Raw genomic sequence first — 19,743 nt, 5'->3', positions numbered from 1 at the left:
ATCCTGAAAAATTACCATGCAATATGTATCATCAACATTAATTCATCCACCAAACTTTAGCAGATGTAATATCAGTAACACCACGCTTACTCACCTGATAGCCATTGCTTTGCTCCTCAGTTTCGGGATACATAAGACGTTGGGGACGCGCATTAGGCGAAGGCGCCGAGAGTGAGTTTGGTATGGCAGGCAGGCCAAGCCGGCGAAAATCGTTCCACGCCTCAATACTGCTGATGGAGTTCAATGACAACCATTTCTGAAGGATTATCTGCTCCAAGGTGTTGTTGAATACCACATTCGGGTGCTGCAAATAGCTATTTACCCTCGCTGCGTCGGTCACTTCCATATATTTCATGGATTCGCGAATAGCCTGATGATATAACATTTCTGCGTCACCAGTTATCCAACCGCGGTGGGCAGCCTCGGCCTGCAAAAAGAGACTTTCAAATGAACCCAGAATTATTGAACCCTGTGTGGCACTTTTAAAAAGTGCTGCAGGTTTTCCGCCATTCTCATTTGGCCCTTTGAAAGCAGAAGTGTGCTCACGATTAAACTCTGTACCCGGCGAAGGGTCGCCAAACATTACACCTTTATAGATACCATCGGCTTGAGAAGTTGTGTAGAGTGTTTCAATGCGGGGATCATCCAACTCAGCATATCTGGTTATTGAGAAACTCGTTGGTGCCAAATCAATATGGTTTCCGGTAAGCACACCTTGATTCGTTCGGTAGTAGTTTGTCCAGAAGGGATTGGTTTTACCGGTGGTATTTAAATATCCGGGCTGAACGGTCACACTCTCTCCAACGCCCAAAAAGCCACTACCCTCCTGCTCTATTTTGGTTATCTCGGAAGCAATATAAGCATCACGCCCCACTTCACTCTGACGCAATAAACCACGCAGTTTCAAGGTATTTCCCAGCTTAATCCATAAGTTGCGATCACCTTTAAACATCACATCCACATTGCCCGGGCCACTGCCTGCAGGAGCATTTTTAATGTCCTCAATACCGGCTGATATCAAAGTCATCGATTTTTGATAAACCACCTCGCCATCTTCGTACTCAGGCTCGGGAAAACGGGTTCCCTGCAATGCTTGATCAAATGGTACGTCGCCATACACATCAACCAGACGCATGAAATGCCAGCCCTTCATTATTTTTGCAATGCCGGAATAGAACAAAGCACCTTCGGCATCGGCTTGTTCCTGTATCAGATGATAATATAGCAGTACCTGATAACCATTTTCCCAAACAGGTATTCCATCTCTGCTGGCCATAATTGATGGGCCATTATAGGTTCGCTCTTTCCTGAACTTTGTAACAGCTTCGGTGGTAGTACCCCAATATCCGCCCCAGAAAGCACCCAACTGGTTTAACTGTCCGGTCTCAAGCACAGCAGTATACACCTGTGCAGCAGGCAGCTTCGCTTCTAGCACAAGGTTTTCAGAAACCGGGGAGTTGGGATTGTCGTTCACATCCAGAAAGTCATCACAGGCAATAAATACCGTTGTGAGCATCCCCACAAAGAGCAATATATGTTTCTTCATCTTCATCATAATTTAAAATACTACATTCACATTGAAACCGACTGTGCGATAAGGCGGCACCTGACGCCAACTGTAATACCCTGACGTATTGTTATACAGATATTCAGGATCACCTAGATCATTGTCCTTATGCGTAATGAGAAAGAGGTTGGTGGCATACATTCCCACACTCGCATTACTAATCACATTCTGGCGGCTTAGTAACGTTTGTGGAAGGTTGTAATTCAGGTTCAACTCGCGTAATTTGAGATAGTCGCCGGGCGCTGCAAAGTTAATGTGATACTCGGCCACATGATCAGTCCAAAAGGTGGCATTACCACTGCCCTGCGCAAGCACACTGGTGTTAGGCTCAAACACACCAGGGGCAGTCTCTATCACAGAATTTGGAAAGACAAAAGGCTGGCGGTTATACTCCGTGGTCATTGGATGGGTACCGTTCTGAATCATGCGGTTTGCCACTTCGGAGTACATCCAACCACCCAAACGGCAATCAAACAACATTCCCAAGGAGAGATTCTTATAAGTAAACAGAGAGTTCAAACCCATCATATAAGGTGGCACCATGGTACCCAAATGGGTAAGCTCTGTTGCAGGTGTCGGATGTCCGGTTGTACCATCCACAATCACACGACCCTGCGAATCACGCGCATAATCTTTCACATATAGAGCTGGATATTGCTCCCCCACAGCAGCGTAAGACTGGCGAAAGATGGCAAACGACTCTAACCCTTCGAAGAGTTCTTTTACATCGTTGCGAATGTGGCTAAAGTTATAGGCCAGGTTCCATTTAAAATCACCGGCACGAATCACATCGCCGCTAACCGACAGTTCGATGATGTTGTTGGTCATGCGTCCGGCATTGACCAGTGCTGAACTGTAGCCTGTAGCACGCGAGGTGCTGGCGTTGAAAATCTGTCCTTCAGAATCAGAATAGATGTACCCGGCTTCAACCGACAATCTGTTATTAAAGAAACTCATCTGAGTACCAATTTCCCAGGAAGTTACAAACTCCGGTTCAATGTCGGGATTTGGGTATGTGGATGATGGAGTAAAACCCACCAAATTGCCATAAGGAAAACCGTTGGTCTGACTGTAGGCATTGTTTAATGCATAAGGAGCCAAATTCACATTGCCGGTTTTGTTGTACGAAAGATATAGCTTACCAAATGACAACGGCGTAAACTCCGTCAACGAGGAGAGAGCTTCGCTGAACACAAACGAAGTGCTTACACCGGGATAAAAGTAGGAACGGTTATCTTTACTTAAAACGGAAACCCATTCGTTACGGCCGGTTACGTTTACAAACCAAATGTTGTTCCATGCAGTAGAAAACTCACCATACACAGCCGACTGACGATACTGGGATATGGTAGCATTTCCGGTTAATTCGCCCGTTCTGCTGCCCGGGTTAAAGAGTCCTGGCAAAAGCAGGTTGTTGGATCCCACACTAATGGTTTTGGTGTAGTCATCGCGAAGATTGTTACCCAAAATAAGGCGGTTTTTCCATTGCCCAACAACTTTATTGAAAGAGAGAATCAAATCGCTGTTGAATCTGCGGAAGTTACTGCTGCCATCAGTTACACTACCTGCTACATTTCGGCGACCAGCGGCTTCAAATTTGCCGGTAGTGTTACGTGTTTCATTAGCTGTGCTGTACAAACCGCCACGCCACTTGGCACTAAACCAGGGTGTAAACACATAGTCGAATTCCAATTTTCCGTTGATGAGCTGTTGTGTAAGCTCATTTCTCACATTGTCTATCTGGAAATAAGGGTTGCGGTGCTGATCGGTAAAAAAGTTATGCGGGTTGGCAATGGAATTGGGATTCTGCCAATCCTTCATTAACTCAATGGGAAAATTGGCCGGCATTTGGTACATCGTAACCCATGGACCATCGGGTGTGGTATTATTCCTGGTAAGCGAATAGTTTATGCTATACGCCGAGGTGAGTTTACCAAACTGACGCGAACCATTAAAGCGAACACCGGTACGACGGCTTTCGTCCTCCGGAATGATGCCATTGATAAGCACATCCTGAACGGACACAAAATAGGACGACACATTGTCGCCACCCGACAAGGACAAATTGTTCTGAACCGATACGCCGGTTTGAAACATCTCTTCGCGCACATCTTTATCGGGTGCTGCATACAACACCATGTGCTGAGTGCCATCAGGTAATACCGGGCCAAAAGGCTTTAATGAGCCATCAAATGCCGGTCCCCAGGATTGATATTGTGTTGGGTTGTACACACCATCCACACCCTGTCCGAATTGCGTTTGAGCAGGTGGCAACATATAGACCGTCGAAAATCCGGTTGTATTTGAGTATGTTATAACACCTTTCCCACGCTCACCTTTTTTGGTTGAAATTAATATCACACCGTTAACACCTTCAGAGCCGTAAAGCGCAGCCGCATTGGCTCCTTTGAGTACAGTAATCTCTGAAATATCATTGGGATTAAGACGGCGGATGTCAGGTACCGGAACACCATCTACTACATACAATGGCGCATTGTTGCCACGCAGTGAGCGAGAGCCACGCATCACAATCTGCACATCAGGGTCAACCTTGCTATCATATACATTTATGCGCAAACCACTTACACGCCCCGAAAGTCCGGTAACCGGGTTCACCGGATTCCCCTGTGTCAACTCCTCATTGGAAACTACCTGAGCACCCCCTCCCATTTCGCGGCTGGTACGTCTCAGTCCCAACACACCCGTTACCACTACTTCCTTTACCTGTGTAGAGTTCTCTTCCAGCTTTACATCCAGGCGATGCATATCTGTGGTGTAAGTAATCTCCTGTTGTTGATATCCTAAAAAGGAGAATACCAATGTTTGACCTTCATTGGGATGCAGGTGATAACCGCCATCTTCATCGGTCAACGTAGCCCTTTGGGTGCCCTTAATGTGTATGGTTGCTCCTGCTATTGGATTTCCATTGTAGGCATCCGTAATTCTGCCTCGTATGGTATTCCTTTGTCCAATGATGTGACTGGAAACCACCAACAAAATTATCAATATTAAAAATCTTGTTCTGTACATATATATTTACATATTTATTAAACGAATAAGCAATCAGAAATAGGTCATAACAATAGCCCCCGCCAGAACATCCGTTCTGACGCCACGCTAATTCATGACAAAACTTTAGGCTAACACTATTGAATTGGCTGTGACAAATTCAATCAGTTTAATATAATATTGGGCGTAGGATTACGATAGCAAAAGTATATTGTACCATTCATATCTGAAATCACCATTTATTGGGGTTTTGTAATCCCAATATGACATTATTCATAACCAATAATGGGGATAGAATCCAATATTGCCGGGATTGACTTGTATGGATGGCAGACAAACCAAATTTTTACGCTTTTGAGAATGTGAATTTATTTGGTTTTTTAAAAAGGAGATTTTAGAATGATTGCACTTGCGACAAATCACAAACATCACTAACAGTCAAACACATACATCATTAAAACAAAAAAATATAGAGAATAAAAACCAAACCATCGTGGATTACCATCAACTTTATGCTAAATTTAGGTAGATAAATGCCAGTCCAACATAAACATACCCCATGCATGAATCCAACAGAACATAAACTCTCATTTCTTCCGCTTCTGGAAGAACGCAGAAAAAAACTTGATCAGAAACCATTCGACTGGAGCGCCTGGAAGAAAGGGACGCTCCTGGTGTTAAAGGGAGCTTTTGGCGAAAACAGTGCGTATCACAAGCAGCTTAGCCAGACAGAGTATGAATACAGCAGTTGGTCCTTACGTGATACTAGCGGCAGTGGAGACCCTGTTAAATCGGCCTGCGCCGAACTGCTTGATATTTGCATGATAGATTTGAAAAGTAGTAGCTTTCAACAAAATAGTACGGAAGCGCTGGCTATTGACAGCTACAGGAAATTTTTACCGCAAGCCACAATCGAAGAAATTCGTGCGATTCTTGGCTCAGATTTACCGCCATTTCAACAAGAGGAAAAAGTGCTTAACATCCTAACAGGTCAGGACACATCCACAGTTCTCAGGTTATTGACATCTTTGAGCATGGTACTTTTAAAAGCTGATTGATAGCAAAAAAATGCACCGTACTGCTTAGTTTGCATGTATCGGTGCATTTTCCTGATATCTTTTTGGTCAATCTACATCCTGTCGGGTACATCGGCTCCAAGAAGCCACATACTTTTGCGTATAATATTACCAACTACCTTACAAAGTGTAAGGCGCATTTCACGTAACGGTTCATTCTCTTCAAAAAGGATAGGACTGTCGTGATAGAACTGATTGTACTCCTTGGCCAGCTCATACATGTAGTTGGCCACCAGAGCAGGACTATACATGGCAGATGCCTCACTCACCACATTGCCAAAATTGGCAATGGTACGAATCAGGTTATTCTCCTTTTCATTAAGTTCCAAACCGGAAGGTGCTGCCCCCTTCCAAACAATTCCCTTCTCTTCTGCCTTACGGAATATGGATTGGATACGTGCATGTGTGTATTGAATAAATGGCCCGGTATTTCCGTTAAAATCGATGGATTCGCGTGGATTAAAGGTCATGGTTTTGCGAGGATCCACTTTCAGGATGAAATATTTGAGCGCACCAAGTGCAATCATGCGATAAACTTGTTCGGCCTCCTCATCTGAATAACCTTCCAGCTTGCCCAATTCACGTGACATATCCCTGGCAGTTTTAATCATCTCAGCCATCAAATCATCGGCATCTACCACGGTGCCTTCGCGCGACTTCATTTTGCCTTCAGGAAGCTCAACCATTCCGTAGCTGAAATGCACCAAATCTTTACCCCAGTTGAATCCAAGTTTATCCAGCACCAGCGACAACACTTTAAAATGATAATCCTGCTCATTACCTACCACATACACCATTTTATCGATGCTATAGTCGTCGAATCGCAATTTGGCTGTTCCGATATCCTGCGTCATGTAAACCGAGGTTCCATCGCTGCGAAGCAACAACTTTTCGTCCAGTCCATCGCTTGTTAAATCAACCCAAACACTGCCATCCTCTTTACGGTAGAAAACGCCTTTATCAAGTCCTTCGAGAACCATGTCGCGGCCAACAGAATAGGTCTGAGACTCGTAATAAATCTTGTCAAAATCAACGCCCATGGCTTTATAGGTCACATCAAAACCGGCATAAACCCATTGATTCATCATTTCCCACATCTGTACCACCTGCTGGTCGCCAGCTTCCCATTTGCGCAACAGCTCACGGGCTTCGGCCATCAAAGCAGATTGTTTTTCAGCCTCCTCCTTGGTTAATCCGCTCTCTATTAGTTGCGCCAATTCCTTCTTGTAATGCTGGTCAAACATCACATAAAACTCACCTACCAGGTGATCACCCTTTGTACCGGTTGACTCCGGCGTGGCGCCTTCGCCCCATTTATGCCAGGCCAGCATCGATTTACAAATGTGAATACCACGATCGTTCACAATGTTGGTTTTAACAACTCGGTTACCTGTGGCGTGAGCAATGCGTGAGAGTGAAAAACCAAGCAGATTGTTTCGGATATGCCCCAAATGCAACGGTTTGTTGGTGTTGGGTGATGAATATTCAATCATCATCATTGGCGACGAATCGGTTACAGGCACAAAGCCATACTGCTCATCCGAAAAAATATGGTTAAGCACACCAATCCAATAATCATGTGACAGCGTGAGGTTCAAAAATCCTTTAATTACCTGATATGATGCTATTTCCGGCATCATACTCTGTAAATAACGCCCAATATCCTCCCCCGTTTCTTCAGGTTTCTTTTTTGAGAATTTCAACAGTGGAAAAGTCACCACCGTAAAATCACCATCCTGATCCTTCCGTGTCATCTGAACCTGAACCAATTTATCATCAACAGTTTCACCATACAAAGCGTGAACCGCTTCCATGGCCAGTTTCTTTATCTGAAGTTCTGTCGTCATTTTATTTGATAGTTTATGGGCGTTAGTATTAAAACCCTGCAAAGATAAGAATTCTCTTCAATCCGGAGAGTAATCGTTAAATCCCATCATTGAATGAAAAATTCATGAAAATTTATTACACTATTTCCAAAATTTAGGAAATAGCGTATATTTAAAATAAGTTAAAATCGATTCGAACATCTCATCAAGTGTGTTATTTTGCAGCAAATTGGCTTGTAATGATGCTGTAGAAATAAGTGTAATCATAAAATCTTAACCCCAGAATAATGACACAAATGCATTGAATGATAAGATTTGAAGCGAAATAAAAAACAATAATTAACCGAATAAAAATTTGATTCGAGAACAAAATATAGGGTTGAAAAACTTAACTGACAATCAAATTAATCGTATTTTAAAGTTAAAATCACTCAAAAAATGATTTAATGATAAACCTTTACATACTGACCAGCTTCCAGCAAATTACATCCATCGAGTTGCCTGTTTTTAAATGGGCTCTCTTTGTGCCCTATTTGCTAACTGACACCATCTCTAAAGAGTCTGTTGTTCAAATACAACAGACAGTTTATATCGTGCTGGCATTATTAGGGATTGCGTTGGCCGTTTTTCTATATATCAATTTCAGAAACAATCTGAAACGAAAAAAAAGTGCTTCACTGGAAACAGATACCTCTAATGTTCCGGAAAAAGCCGACGCCAAAGAAAACCTTTCAGATTTCGTGATACTCAATAGCCATCCAACCCCTTCGGCCGTGATGCGTACCGATGGAATTCTTACGTATGTTAACCCTGCATTTGCTTCTATTTTTGGGACTTCACCCGAAAACATGCACCGATTGTTGTTATATAATATATTACCTGCACACATATCCACTGCCTTATCACTTTCGTTATCGCACAATGAACAAACAAGTGGCATTACAACCAACGCATTCTTTTCGCCCAACACAAAGTGCCGTTACAAAGCTTGCTGGTACCGCAATGGAAAAAACAATTCAAGCCAAAACATACTCATTACGCTGGAGCGAATTTCTGAAACACCTGCTAACGACTCCAAAGAGAAACTCATAGAAGAGAGCAAGATTCTGCTCAGAAGAGTGTTTGATATGGCACCGGTTGCCGTAGTGGTGGAAGATTATGGCGGAACAATTCTCGAAGCCAACGACCTTGCCTGCCAAATGTATGGCATTCGTCACGAAGAGATGGTTGGCAATGCCATTACCGGACTCTCATCCAGCGACTTTCGAAAAGCAATAGCCACAAGCCCGCAGATTATTTCGGAGAGTGAAGGCACCAGTTTCAAAAGCATATCCTACCCAAGGGATGCTTCACCTGTACCAGTTGAAATCAAAGTAAAAAAGATCAACTATTTTGGCACACAGGCCTTGGTGTTTCTGATCACCAACCTTACTGAGAGCATCGAAAAACGAAAAGAACTGGATGAGCTAAAAATTAAGGCACAAGAGAGCGACAGATTGAAGTCATCGTTTTTGTCCAACCTCTCACATGAAGTTCGCACGCCAATGAACTCCATTATGGGTTTTGCCGAACTATTGGCCGAACCCGACATTGAGGTAAATGAGCGTAAAGAGTTTATTAAACTCATCAGGAGAAGCGGCAAAGATCTGCTGACACAGATTAATGATATGATAGACTTCTCTAAACTGGAAGCTGGCCTTTTGAACTTAAACGTTGATATATGCGACTTTGAGTTGCTATTGCATCAATTGCATGAGTACGCACAAGACAAGATAGGATCCACAAAAGAGATCAAACTGTTTTTTGAGTTGCCGGCAGGCATCAAGCGAAACGGCATTGCCACCGATGTAGAGCGGTTGAAACAGATTCTTACCATATTTTTATCCAATAGCATTAAATACACCGAAAAAGGTGTAATCGAAATTGGTATCAAGCACAAAGCACCTCAGCTCTATGAATTTTATGTGAGAGACACCGGAATTGGCATACCCGAAGACAAACACCGACAGATTTTTGAGCATTTCAGGCAAGTTGACAACAGCTACTCCCGAGAGTTCGCGGGCATGGGTTTGGGTCTTTCCATCGCATCGCGCCTGATACAGTTTATGGGCGGCCATCCGTGGATAATATCTGAACCCGGTAAAGGTTCTGAATTCAGATGTGTATTGCCTGATTTACTCTTTCCACAAGAGTCTACCTATCTGCAAGTTTCTTGCGGCCCGTCCACTATGATAAAAAAGATAATGGTGGTGGCGCCCACAGAGGAGATCTATTTGGAGCTGAGCAACAATTCAAAACCAATAAATTATCAGATTTTCTGGGCACAAAATGCACAAGAAACTAAAGCCATGCTGCTCTCCAATCATATCAGGTATATCCTTATTGCGGTGGATTTGCTTCCATTTTGGCAGGAGTTAATACCAAAAATAAGGGGGATACAAAACAAGGTGCAGCTCATTGGGCTGTCAAATCAATTGGATCCCAAACGAAAGGAGCGCTTATTGTCGATGGGCTTAAACGATGCAGTTAAAACGCCCATAACCATTCCAATATTGTTAAGTATTTTGGAAAACAATGAGATGTCGGCTATGAACATACTCACTTCCACGTTTAACCAAAACTAGAAAGGCAAATTTGACAAGACGTAAGATTTTAGAGGTAAAGTAGTGCAATGGTGCGTCACACGAGGAATCTCTTATGATGCCTTTGAGGAGAATGTCGAAAGTCAGATAATAGATTACATGGGATTGTCTGTTGCAGACAATCATTTTCAGAGCACCTTCTTTTTTACACCAAATGAATCTAATGCAAATCAAAGTGTATGGTGATGGTATATGTACTCTCAATGTGGGCTTTGTTAGAGCGGGCAGGAATCCATCGCCAATCAGGTGGAAACTTATCAACCGCGCGCAGCACGGCATCAGATAACAACGGCCTATCATTATTCACTACATAGTGGTGCTTAATCTGCCCGGTAGTATCAATCACCAACACCAATTCAACTTTACCCTGAACACCTTTTTTAAAAGCTTCGGCAGGGTATCCTACCCGTGACGTAAGAAACGCATACGGCACAAGAGAACTGCCCAAAAACATACATGGTGATTCATAAGGCAACAACATTTGCCGACTGGCACCAGCTATTCTGATAAGGGAATCAGCGTCATAATCGTATTGAAACTCAAAAGTGTTCCCAAGATTCAAATAAGTCCATACGCCGGTTTTGCGACCTCGTGTGTAATTTCCCTGTTCAATTAAGTGCGATTTGTAAAAAAGCTGGTAAACCCCATCCATCACAGAGTCGGTTCTGTTCAGAATATGATACTTCTCAATAAGCTGATTGTCCTCACGTGTTACTGCAACCTGCCCCAATAAAGCATGCGTGTCAATCGCCAACAACATTACCATCAGCAATGATGACCGAAAACCTGATTTTATGAGTTCACACACAAATGGCATTGTAAATATTTTTCAGATTAAAAACAAAAGGCCACAACATTGGATGCTGTGACCTTTTGATATATTATTGCGAGCCAATCCACACTCTGATTAATTTGACTCTATCTGCTTGCCATGCTTGTCAAACAACTCTGAAAAGCGCTCTACCATGTCTTTTCTAACTTTCTGGTAATAGCTTTTCACAAGTTTTGGATTGTCCTTTCCATCAGGATGATTGGCACGTGCAATCAGAGAATTTCTGAACTCCAACGCTTCGGTTATGGTATTAATAAGCTCATCTTCGGTTGTATCCTTAAACAAAATCTGTCCGAGATATGCTTGAGTAACCAATTCAGATGCGAGAAAATTGATATCCTTTTTTAAAGAACGAACGCTTGCCATACTTCTTATTTTAAATTATAATTTTTACAAAATTATGTATTTACATGAGTGACTGATTCAAAAAAGCGAAACTCCAAATGAGTATTTAAATCATTGAAAGCCTTTTAAATAAGCACAATCACTCAAAAAAAACAAAACTGTCAATATCAAATATAAAAAATTACCGCATAAAAACCCATTCTTTAAGCAAAGAAATTGCTTCCTGGCGAAGAGAATCGGGTAAGGTATTGATTCGTGTGAGATGACAACCATTGGGATCTTCAATCCGCACATTGTTACGCAAACCACTTATATTTGGGGCTGTAGCACTCCAGGGATCCAACGCTCCGGTAATATGCAAAACCTTTGGATCTTTTCGGTGCAACTGGGTAAGGATATTTTCCACAAAGGTACTATTAAAGTGTGGTGTTTCCCATTCCGGATTAAGAAAGAAATCACTACTTATGGTATCGGTATTAAAATGGTGTAGATGAGACTTTAGTGGTGTAGCCAAATAGCCATAATAGCCCAACTCGGTATAGGCCTGATAAAAAAACGGCGCCATCCGAACACCCTCTTCTTCAGAAAAATAACTAAAGTCTATGCCCCGATAAAGCCCATCGAGCAATTCACGGGCAGTCCCATTTGTAGCAGGAATGTGTTCCACCGGCACACACCATTGAAAGAGACTGAAGGGATACTCGAGCACGGCCAGCTCAAAAGCAGCCTCATACCCCATTGGGAACCTCATTCCTTTTTCACGTGCAAAATCAATAAAAAGTGGTAGTATTTCGCGTCGGCGTTTCAAAACCTCAAGCTGAAATCTTTCTATTCTGTTTTGAATTTCGGCTGATGGCACCCTCTGAAAGAAATCAATGAGCCGGTCATCGTCGCGTGACAGATTAAACGGAGCCACATATGTCACCGTGGCATTTACCGATTTTGGGTAAAGCACTCTGTGAATCAACGCAGCCTGCCCTCCTTTGCTTATCCCTGTTGTTACCCATCGCCCTCTGTACATATCCTTAAACAATTGAATGATGCGCTCATGATCACGCGCCGCCTGGTCAGCAGTGAGATATTTCCAGTTCACAGATTCGGGTACAGACTCCCCAAAATAACGATGTTCAACGATGATTTGATTTGCACTCAACAAACCGGCCAACTCTGTGATATAGTTTGCAGGAGCCCAATATCCTTCGGCAACCATCACCACCGGCGCCTCCATATTTAAATGCGACAACCATACCCTTTGCCGAAAGGTTCCGGCAGATGGATTATGATGATCTATTGGTTGCTCAACCCACACAAGCCACGAAGATTCAAAACCGGGCGCAGATTCAATGGCCTCAAACTGGAACGCTGCAGTTGAACTTAAAAAAGCCGATAGCGAACCATATTGTACCTTACAGGAAGAGACAAGAAAAAAAACAAGGATAAGTAAGTAGTTACTCTTTAAACGATTCATCTTTGGAATAATTTTAACTTATATCAGAGTAAAGAAAAACATGAAGTTCTATATTTTTTGTGTAATACTGACGAAGTAAAACAGAGTGCCCGAGTACAAGTTTGATTCAGGAAAGCTGATTCGCATCAGCAACATTCATAATATCTTCATACAAACGCTGACATTAAAAATCAACCTTTTGGTCAGCAGTTTTTAAAGAATTTCTGGAGAGCGATAATTTTAAGATTAATATGGTAGATGCCGGAATAAACGCCACTATATTTGTAACAATCAATATCATATTTCCGAGCAAAATACCATAAGTCAGCCACATAATTATGCCCAATGTGTTGGTGATGTACATTGACAATGATATACTTTCCACATTTCTACTCCTGATAATCTTATAAGCCTGCGGAAACATTGCTGAGGTAGTTAGCAAAGCCGCAATCGACCCAACTATTGTAACCATAATTCAAATATCCATAAATTCATTACTCAATACCCGACACTGAGGCATCGGAAAACACGAGATAGCAACTCTTTTTGTAATCCTATTGTTTGCAAAGATGCCAACAAAAAAAGAGATTTGCATGATTAGTTTTCCTTTTAATGCCCGATGATTATTAAAAAAAGCGTATCTTAGGTTTAGAACAAGAAAAAATGAAAATATTAATCCCTCTTTCAGAAAGAGATTTCACAGATGAATTCGTATTTTCGGCATCCCGAAGCTCAGGTGCCGGAGGACAGCATGTAAACAAGGTGAGTTCACGCATCGAGCTGAGGTTTTCGATACAAGATTCAAAATGGTTGAATGAAGCAGAAAAGGAGACGTTACAACATAAATTAAAAAACCGCATCAACTCAGAAGGTCAATTGATTTTGACTTGTCAGGAAAGCCGTTCACAAATAGCAAACAAACAGTTGGTAATACAGAAGTTTTACGACTTAATATCAACCTGCCTTAAGCCGGTAAAAAACAGGACAAAAACAAAACCCACAAGAATTTCAAAGCTGAAACGCCTGGAATCAAAGCGCAAAATTGCTGAAAAGAAATTGATGCGAAAAAGGGATTTTTAAACCATCAGATAATTAAGTATCAGAACAGACATAAGATAAACAGAGGGATAGACATAGTGAAACGACATCAAAAGACACTGTAATCTGAACCTTAACAACACAACTAATAATATGGAAAAGAAAAACGTGAAACTAGGAACTGGCCTAGACGGCATCCGTTTTGGGATGACGCGTCAGGAAATGAAAATGCAGATTGGCGAACCCAGTGAGGTGGAAGAGTTTACCCCTGAAGATGAAGAGGATGGCAAATCAGAAGCATGGCATTATGATGAGTTGGAGCTATCAGCTACTTTTGATGAGTTGGATGACTGGCGCCTGACATCGCTGGCAGTAAGTTCTCCAGAGTATCTGTTTGAAGGAATCGATCTCATTGGCTTAAGCCAGGAGGAAGTGCTTCAACAAGTTGAACTTATGGAACTTGGCGAATTGGAACTGGACTCTGTAGCCGACGAAAATGAAGTGGAACAGGAAGTAGGTAGCATTGCAGAAGTAAGTTTAAACCTCTGGTTTGAAGAGGGCCTGCTTACAGAAATTCAATGGGGGCCATTTTGGGATGAAGATGAAGAGGCCTACATCTGGCCGGAGAAATAACCCCTTCTGAACATTTCTGTGCGGGTATTGTTTAATGTTCAATATTGCAAAGTAAACAAATGCAAACAAAACATTAAACGTTTCAATTATGGGAATTTTTATAAAAAATGAGAAAGATCTTGCCGCGCTTGTTTTGCGTGTAGGCTTTGGATTTTTCATGGCCTTTGGCCACGGTTTAGGGAAACTACAGATGCTACTAAGCGGAAATGTGGCATTCCCTGCCCTATTTGGTGTAAGTCCTACCATAAATCTGATACTCGCGATTTTCGCCGAGTTTTTGGCTGCTATTCTTGTAATAGTGGGCTTAAAAACACGTTTGGCATCGGTGCCCATTATTTTCACCATGGGCGTTGCAGCATTCGTTGTACATTTTTCTGACCCGTTATTTATGGCAAGTGCAGCAGGTGGTGGCTCCAAAGAAATGGCGCTTTTGTTTCTCCTTGGATTCCTCGGCACATTCTTCCTGAATTCAGGCAAATATTCGCTTGATGCTATGATTTCGAAGAAATAGTTTCAAAGACTTATTGTTATTAAAACCGACCTTTTGAAAGGGTCGGTTTTTTTGTTAATTTTATATACAATAATCAGAGAGCATTTGGGTTTTCATCTGTTCAGGGTGCATCGTTTACAAATCCGGTATAACTTATCTACATCCAACTCTTTACCTCTTCGACGCAGATAAAAGAATGAAGCCAATAACTTAAAAATAACACGAATGAAAATAACAGATATAAAAGGAACCGTCACACTTAACAATGGTGTGGAGATGCCATATTTTGGTCTTGGCGTTTTTAAAGCAGAAGATGGACAGGAAGTGATAGATTCTGTCTCCTTTGCACTCGAGGCCGGTTACCGTCATATTGATACGGCAGCCATCTATCAGAATGAGCGCGGTGTGGGACAAGCCATTCGCCAATCAGAAGTGGATCGCAAAGAGATATTTGTTACCAGCAAAGTGTGGAACTCAGATCAGGGATATGATTCTACCATCAAAGCCTTTCACGCCTCACTGGTAAAACTGGATCTCAGCTATCTTGACCTCTTTTTGGTACATTGGCCTGTAAAAGGAAAATATAAGGAAACTTACCGCGCGCTGGAAACACTCTACGAGGAGGGCAAAATAAAGGCAATTGGTGTAAGCAATTTTTTGGTACACCACCTCGAGGATTTGCTTTCAACAGCTAAAATAGTACCTGCGATAAACCAGATCGAATATCATCCATATCTGACCCAACCAGAACTCATTAACACCTGCTTTAGCAATGGCATTGTGCCGGAAGCATGGAGTCCGCTAATGCAGGGACAGGTAACTGAGGTTGCTGAATTAACACAGCTGTCTCAAAAATATTACAAAACCGAAGCACAGCTCGTTCTGCGATGGAACCTTCAAAAAGGTATTATCACCATCCCAAAAAGTTCCAGAAAATCGAGAATACTTGAAAATGCCAACATTTTTGACTTTGAGATAACCGCAGAAGACATGGTAGTAATTGACTCCCTGAATCGGAATCAACGAATTGGTGCCGACCCTGATAACTTTAACTTCTAACATTGATGGAACAAGCAATGATGCAGCCCGGTTTTAACAGCAACATACTTAATGAATTGGTTTCAGTTCGCATGCCATTTGGGAAATACAAAGGTCAGATTTTGTGTAATATTCCGGAACCATATCTTGTTTGGATGTCTCAAAAAGGGTTTCCTCCCGGAAAACTGGGCATGTTGTTACATACGTTATATGAGATCAAACTCAACGGTCTTGAATATCTGCTCACACCGCTTAAACAACAAAGGTTTTAAGCCAGTGAACACTCCCCCATTAGTGCTGTGATTAAAAATAAAACCGCAAGCTCGTTAGGATGATGCTTGCGGTTTTTACAATGGATTGCATTAGCGACTTATGCCTTGGCTTCAATTAGTTGCTGACCAATTTCGCGCAGTTTGTATTTTTGAATTTTACCACTGGCAGTTTTTGGAAAATCATCCACAAAAAAGATGTGTTTCGGAATTTTATATCTTGAAATTTTCCCTCTGCAATATTCCTGAATCTCCTCCTCGGTAATGCTGGCACCAGTTTTCTTCTTAACGAATGCAGCAACTATTTCACCATACTTTTCGTCAGGGATGCCGACCACTTCTACCAATTCAACCTGAGGCAACTGAAACAGAAAATTTTCAATCTCACGAGGGTAGATATTCTCTCCACCACGGATAATCATATCCTTGATTCGGCCTGTGATGCGATAAAATCCGTCCTCTGTTTGAACAGCCAAATCTCCTGAATGGAGCCATCCATCCTTATCAATTGTTTTAGCAGTGGCTTCGGGGTTATTGTAATACCCCTTCATCACATTGTATCCTCTGCAACATATTTCGCCCTGCTCGTTTGGTGCACACTCGACTCCCGTTTCCGGATTCACCACTTTAACTTCCACGTAAGGCAGATTTGTTCCCACGGTGGTAGCTCTCACTTCAGGTGTATCAAACACCCTGGTGGCTGTCATACCCGGTGATGTTTCCGTTAAACCATACACAATAATAATATCCTTACAATTCATTTTAGTCATTACCTCCTGCATGGTTTCGATAGGGCAAAGCGCACCGGCCATAATTCCTGTGCGAAGCGAGGAAAGGTCGAACATATCGAACATGGGATGGTTTAGCTCGGCGATAAACATGGTAGGCACTCCATACACGGCAGTACATTTCTCTTTCTGGATACCGGCCAAAACCCGCAATGGGTCAAAATCCTCGGTAAACACCATGGTGGCACCATGTGAAACAATTGCACATACTGCCAGCACACAACCAAAACAATGGAACAAAGGAACACATACCAGCAAACGGTCTTTATTGGTGTAGTTCATGTTTCTGCCCACACAATAGCCGTTATTCAAAATGTTGTAGTGCGTGAGCATCACACCTTTTGGAAACCCGGTGGTACCAGAAGTGTATTGCATGTTTACCACATCATGGCAATCCACTTCATCAGAAATATTTTTGAGTACATCGTCCTCAGTTTGACTGCCTAAAAGCAACAATTCAGGTGTGTTGTACATTCCCCTGTGTTTCTGTGGACCAATAAAGACCACATTTTTTAACACGGGAAACTTTTCTGATTTCAAATGCCCACGTTCGCATGTTTTAAGCTCCGGAACAAGTTCAAACACCATATTGATGTAATCACTATCCCGGTAACCATCTATAATACAAAGCGTTTGCAAATCAGCATTTTTAATAAGATACTCCAGTTCCGACAATTTGTAGTTGGTATTGACGGTAACAAGGATGGCTCCCATCTTGGCTGTGGCAAACATAAAGGTGAGCCAGTCGGGCACATTATTGGCCCAGATGCCCACTTTATCTCCGGGTTTTACACCTATCGAAATCAAGCCTTTAGCCAAATCATTTACCCGATTATTGAACTCGGCATACGAAAACCGCAGTCCCCTATCAGGATAAACCATAAAATCGGTTTCAGGAGTCTCAGTTGCCCACTTTTCGAGCATTCCTCCCAATGTATAGTTAAGTAACTCCATAATCAGTCAATTAAACAGGAAGATAAACCACAGCGAGTAAGAGGGCCTTTTCATTATTGGCCGAGTGCAACTGATGTTTCACTATGGAATCGAGATAGATGCTATCGCCCTCGTTAAGCAGATGCTCCTCTTTACCGTAAGTAACCAAAACCGAACCCTGAAGCACATAAATAAACTCTTCGCCCTCGTGGGTTGAAGCCAATGGATTTGAAGGCACGCCAGGTTTAATCTCCACCAAAAACGGCTCCATGTGCCGGTCAGCCTTCTCTTTGGCCAGACTGAAGAAAGAGAGATTCTCCTTTTTTGATGACTCCGAACTGGAAAGACTGATTGTTGCATCGGCATCGCCTTTTCGCGTAATCACAGCCCCAGGTCGCACCTGATCGTCTAAAAAAGTTCCCAAACGCACACCGAGTACTCTGGCCAGTTTTATCAAAACGCCCAGAGAAGGCGCCAAGCTGCCATTTTCAATATCATCCAGCTGCTTACTATCTAATTGCAGCCGCTGAGCCACTTCAGCAACATCCATTTTTTTCTCTTCCCGCAGAGCGCGAATTTTCTCTCCTGGTTTCATAATTATTCAATTATTGGTTGGTTTATTTATTAACAGCGAAAAACATGATGCCCGTAACTATTATTACAACTCTGCACCACCTATAAAGAACATGCGGTTCTGGTATTACTTCCCGACGAGGATTAAACCATAAGGAAAACCCTGATACATCAAACCGCATTACATAAATATTACATATTTATACGGTTATCATACAAAAATAATCTAATTCGTATATTTTCATCATCAATAACAAATAAATTTAAAACTGCCTGATGTAATAATGCACAAATCATAAACTTTAAAAAATTCAATAAATCATTCATATTTAACCACATTAAAACCAACTTGCGTTATGGGTGTACAGTTTTGTAGCTGCATAATTTAAATTAAATCCAATTAACACCATCGCCAGGCACATTAACAACTGAATATCAATACACATAACAAACCGTCAATAAAAAAACGGAAAAAAGTAACCCTATATGAATCTCAGGCGTAAAAAACAGTGTAATTTAGTCGGTGAAAACGCCCAAACAAATGATTGCCATAGCAGGATTAGGACAATCATTTTTGCAAAAAAAATAGCAATAAAATTGTTTGATGCTTGCAAACAATTCATAGCTTTCTCTATATTTGAATTTGTAAATGTTCATATTAATTAGTCATGGAAAAGAGCCTATTACGTAAAACAAACATCCGTAGCCGGTTTGATGATGAACCGGAATTAGACGAAAATCTCGATGATTTCATGGAAGACGAAGAGTTAGATTGGGATGAAGATGACGATTTGCCAATCGAAACAGATGAAGATGATGATTTTGAAGACGAAGATTTTGACGATTTCGATGATGATGACGAATTCGGCGACGATGATTTCGACGAAGATGATATTGATGATATCCTCAGCGACGATTTCGACGATGACGACGATTTTTAATCGAATACGCTATATCATTTAATTGCCTTTTGAGGTAATGTGGCAAATAATAGTTGGTGACTTTTTTGTTTTAATGTGGTATATTCAGGTCGTAAGGTGGATGAGGAAATAGGCTCTGCTGGGGAGCAACCTATCAGCAATAAATCTTACAAACATACAGTATGAGTAAAATGGGATAGTTTATTACTATCCCATTTTTATTTTATACTGGTGTTTTAAGTAGGCTTAGAAAACCCATATTTATTTTTGGTTCTTTAACCACAGATACCATTGGATGTATCCCTTAAAATGGTTCT

At 41.8% G+C, this 19,743-nt stretch carries 17 protein-coding genes; 8 read left to right on the top strand and 9 right to left on the bottom strand.

Annotated features, from left to right (window positions below):
• Positions 1 to 37: 37 nt before the first annotated feature.
• On the bottom strand, positions 38 to 1,546 hold the full coding sequence (locus ALKIM_RS0115455) for a SusD/RagB family nutrient-binding outer membrane lipoprotein (protein ID WP_026475428.1): 1,509 nt from the start codon (positions 1,544 to 1,546) through the stop codon (positions 38 to 40).
• Positions 1,547 to 1,558: 12 nt separating this feature from the next.
• Positions 1,559 to 4,597, bottom strand: coding sequence for a SusC/RagA family TonB-linked outer membrane protein (locus ALKIM_RS0115450; protein ID WP_026475427.1), 3,039 nt, complete (start codon positions 4,595 to 4,597; stop codon positions 1,559 to 1,561).
• A gap of 542 nt (positions 4,598 to 5,139) precedes the next feature.
• Here ALKIM_RS0115450 and ALKIM_RS18870 point away from each other — a divergent pair.
• Complete coding sequence (locus ALKIM_RS18870) at positions 5,140 to 5,634, top strand: hypothetical protein (protein ID WP_175576956.1); 495 nt, start codon at positions 5,140 to 5,142, stop codon at positions 5,632 to 5,634.
• Positions 5,635 to 5,705: 71 nt separating this feature from the next.
• On the opposite strand, the gene argS is transcribed toward ALKIM_RS18870, so the two are convergent.
• A complete protein-coding gene (gene argS, locus ALKIM_RS0115440; RefSeq protein WP_026475426.1) occupies positions 5,706 to 7,499 on the bottom strand; it encodes an arginine--tRNA ligase in 1,794 nt (597 codons plus the stop codon).
• Positions 7,500 to 7,924: 425 nt separating this feature from the next.
• Here argS and ALKIM_RS19440 point away from each other — a divergent pair, with 425 nt between their 5' ends.
• Positions 7,925 to 10,102 (top strand): PAS domain-containing sensor histidine kinase, encoded by a 2,178-nt coding sequence (locus ALKIM_RS19440; protein ID WP_052345602.1) that lies wholly within the window; start codon positions 7,925 to 7,927, stop codon positions 10,100 to 10,102.
• 178 nt (positions 10,103 to 10,280) lie between these two features.
• Here the strand turns inward: ALKIM_RS19440 and ALKIM_RS0115425 are convergent, their stop codons facing one another.
• The 4 genes from ALKIM_RS0115425 to ALKIM_RS0115410 form a co-directional block, all read right to left on the bottom strand.
• The gene (locus ALKIM_RS0115425) at positions 10,281 to 10,937 is read right to left on the bottom strand and encodes an energy transducer TonB (RefSeq protein WP_026475425.1); all 657 of its coding nucleotides are present in this window, start codon (positions 10,935 to 10,937) and stop codon (positions 10,281 to 10,283) included.
• A gap of 90 nt (positions 10,938 to 11,027) precedes the next feature.
• The gene (locus ALKIM_RS0115420; RefSeq protein WP_026475424.1) at positions 11,028 to 11,318 is read right to left on the bottom strand and encodes a hypothetical protein; all 291 of its coding nucleotides are present in this window, start codon (positions 11,316 to 11,318) and stop codon (positions 11,028 to 11,030) included.
• Between the two features lie 160 nt (positions 11,319 to 11,478).
• A complete protein-coding gene (locus ALKIM_RS0115415) occupies positions 11,479 to 12,765 on the bottom strand; it encodes a S28 family serine protease (RefSeq protein WP_026475423.1) in 1,287 nt (428 codons plus the stop codon).
• 163 nt (positions 12,766 to 12,928) lie between these two features.
• Complete coding sequence (locus tag ALKIM_RS0115410) at positions 12,929 to 13,216, bottom strand: SemiSWEET family sugar transporter (protein ID WP_026475422.1); 288 nt, start codon at positions 13,214 to 13,216, stop codon at positions 12,929 to 12,931.
• 191 nt (positions 13,217 to 13,407) lie between these two features.
• Here ALKIM_RS0115410 and arfB point away from each other — a divergent pair, with 191 nt between their 5' ends.
• The 5 genes from arfB to ALKIM_RS0115385 all read left to right on the top strand — a co-directional run bounded on the left by arfB (position 13,408) and on the right by ALKIM_RS0115385 (position 16,215).
• On the top strand, positions 13,408 to 13,824 hold the full coding sequence (arfB, locus tag ALKIM_RS0115405) for an alternative ribosome rescue aminoacyl-tRNA hydrolase ArfB (protein ID WP_026475421.1): 417 nt from the start codon (positions 13,408 to 13,410) through the stop codon (positions 13,822 to 13,824).
• Positions 13,825 to 13,935: 111 nt separating this feature from the next.
• Positions 13,936 to 14,415 carry a hypothetical protein gene (locus tag ALKIM_RS0115400; RefSeq protein WP_026475420.1) on the top strand — a complete coding sequence of 160 codons (480 nt, stop codon included), beginning with the start codon at positions 13,936 to 13,938 and terminating at the stop codon, positions 14,413 to 14,415.
• Positions 14,416 to 14,503: 88 nt separating this feature from the next.
• On the top strand, positions 14,504 to 14,926 hold the full coding sequence (locus ALKIM_RS0115395; RefSeq protein WP_026475419.1) for a DoxX family protein: 423 nt from the start codon (positions 14,504 to 14,506) through the stop codon (positions 14,924 to 14,926).
• Between the two features lie 204 nt (positions 14,927 to 15,130).
• Entirely contained in the window at positions 15,131 to 15,964 is an 834-nt protein-coding gene (locus tag ALKIM_RS0115390; RefSeq protein WP_026475418.1) for an aldo/keto reductase, read from the top strand.
• A 5-nt stretch (positions 15,965 to 15,969) separates the two neighbouring features.
• The gene (locus ALKIM_RS0115385; protein WP_044118008.1) at positions 15,970 to 16,215 is read left to right on the top strand and encodes a DUF3820 family protein; all 246 of its coding nucleotides are present in this window, start codon (positions 15,970 to 15,972) and stop codon (positions 16,213 to 16,215) included.
• A 98-nt stretch (positions 16,216 to 16,313) separates the two neighbouring features.
• On the opposite strand, the gene ALKIM_RS0115380 is transcribed toward ALKIM_RS0115385, so the two are convergent.
• A complete protein-coding gene (locus tag ALKIM_RS0115380; protein WP_026475416.1) occupies positions 16,314 to 17,954 on the bottom strand; it encodes an AMP-binding protein in 1,641 nt (546 codons plus the stop codon).
• 10 nt (positions 17,955 to 17,964) lie between these two features.
• Positions 17,965 to 18,528, bottom strand: a complete 564-nt coding sequence (locus tag ALKIM_RS0115375; protein ID WP_026475415.1) for a helix-turn-helix domain-containing protein — start codon at positions 18,526 to 18,528, stop codon at positions 17,965 to 17,967.
• Positions 18,529 to 19,174: 646 nt separating this feature from the next.
• On the opposite strand from ALKIM_RS0115375, the gene ALKIM_RS18860 reads away from it, so the two are divergent.
• Positions 19,175 to 19,447, top strand: a complete 273-nt coding sequence (locus ALKIM_RS18860) for a hypothetical protein (RefSeq protein WP_084555916.1) — start codon at positions 19,175 to 19,177, stop codon at positions 19,445 to 19,447.
• Positions 19,448 to 19,743 lie beyond the last annotated feature (296 nt).

The sequence above is a fragment of the Alkaliflexus imshenetskii DSM 15055 genome (assembly GCF_000517065.1).
GTDB lineage: Bacteria > Bacteroidota > Bacteroidia > Bacteroidales > Marinilabiliaceae > Alkaliflexus > Alkaliflexus imshenetskii.
This window is presented reverse-complemented; position numbering and strand designations above follow the sequence as displayed.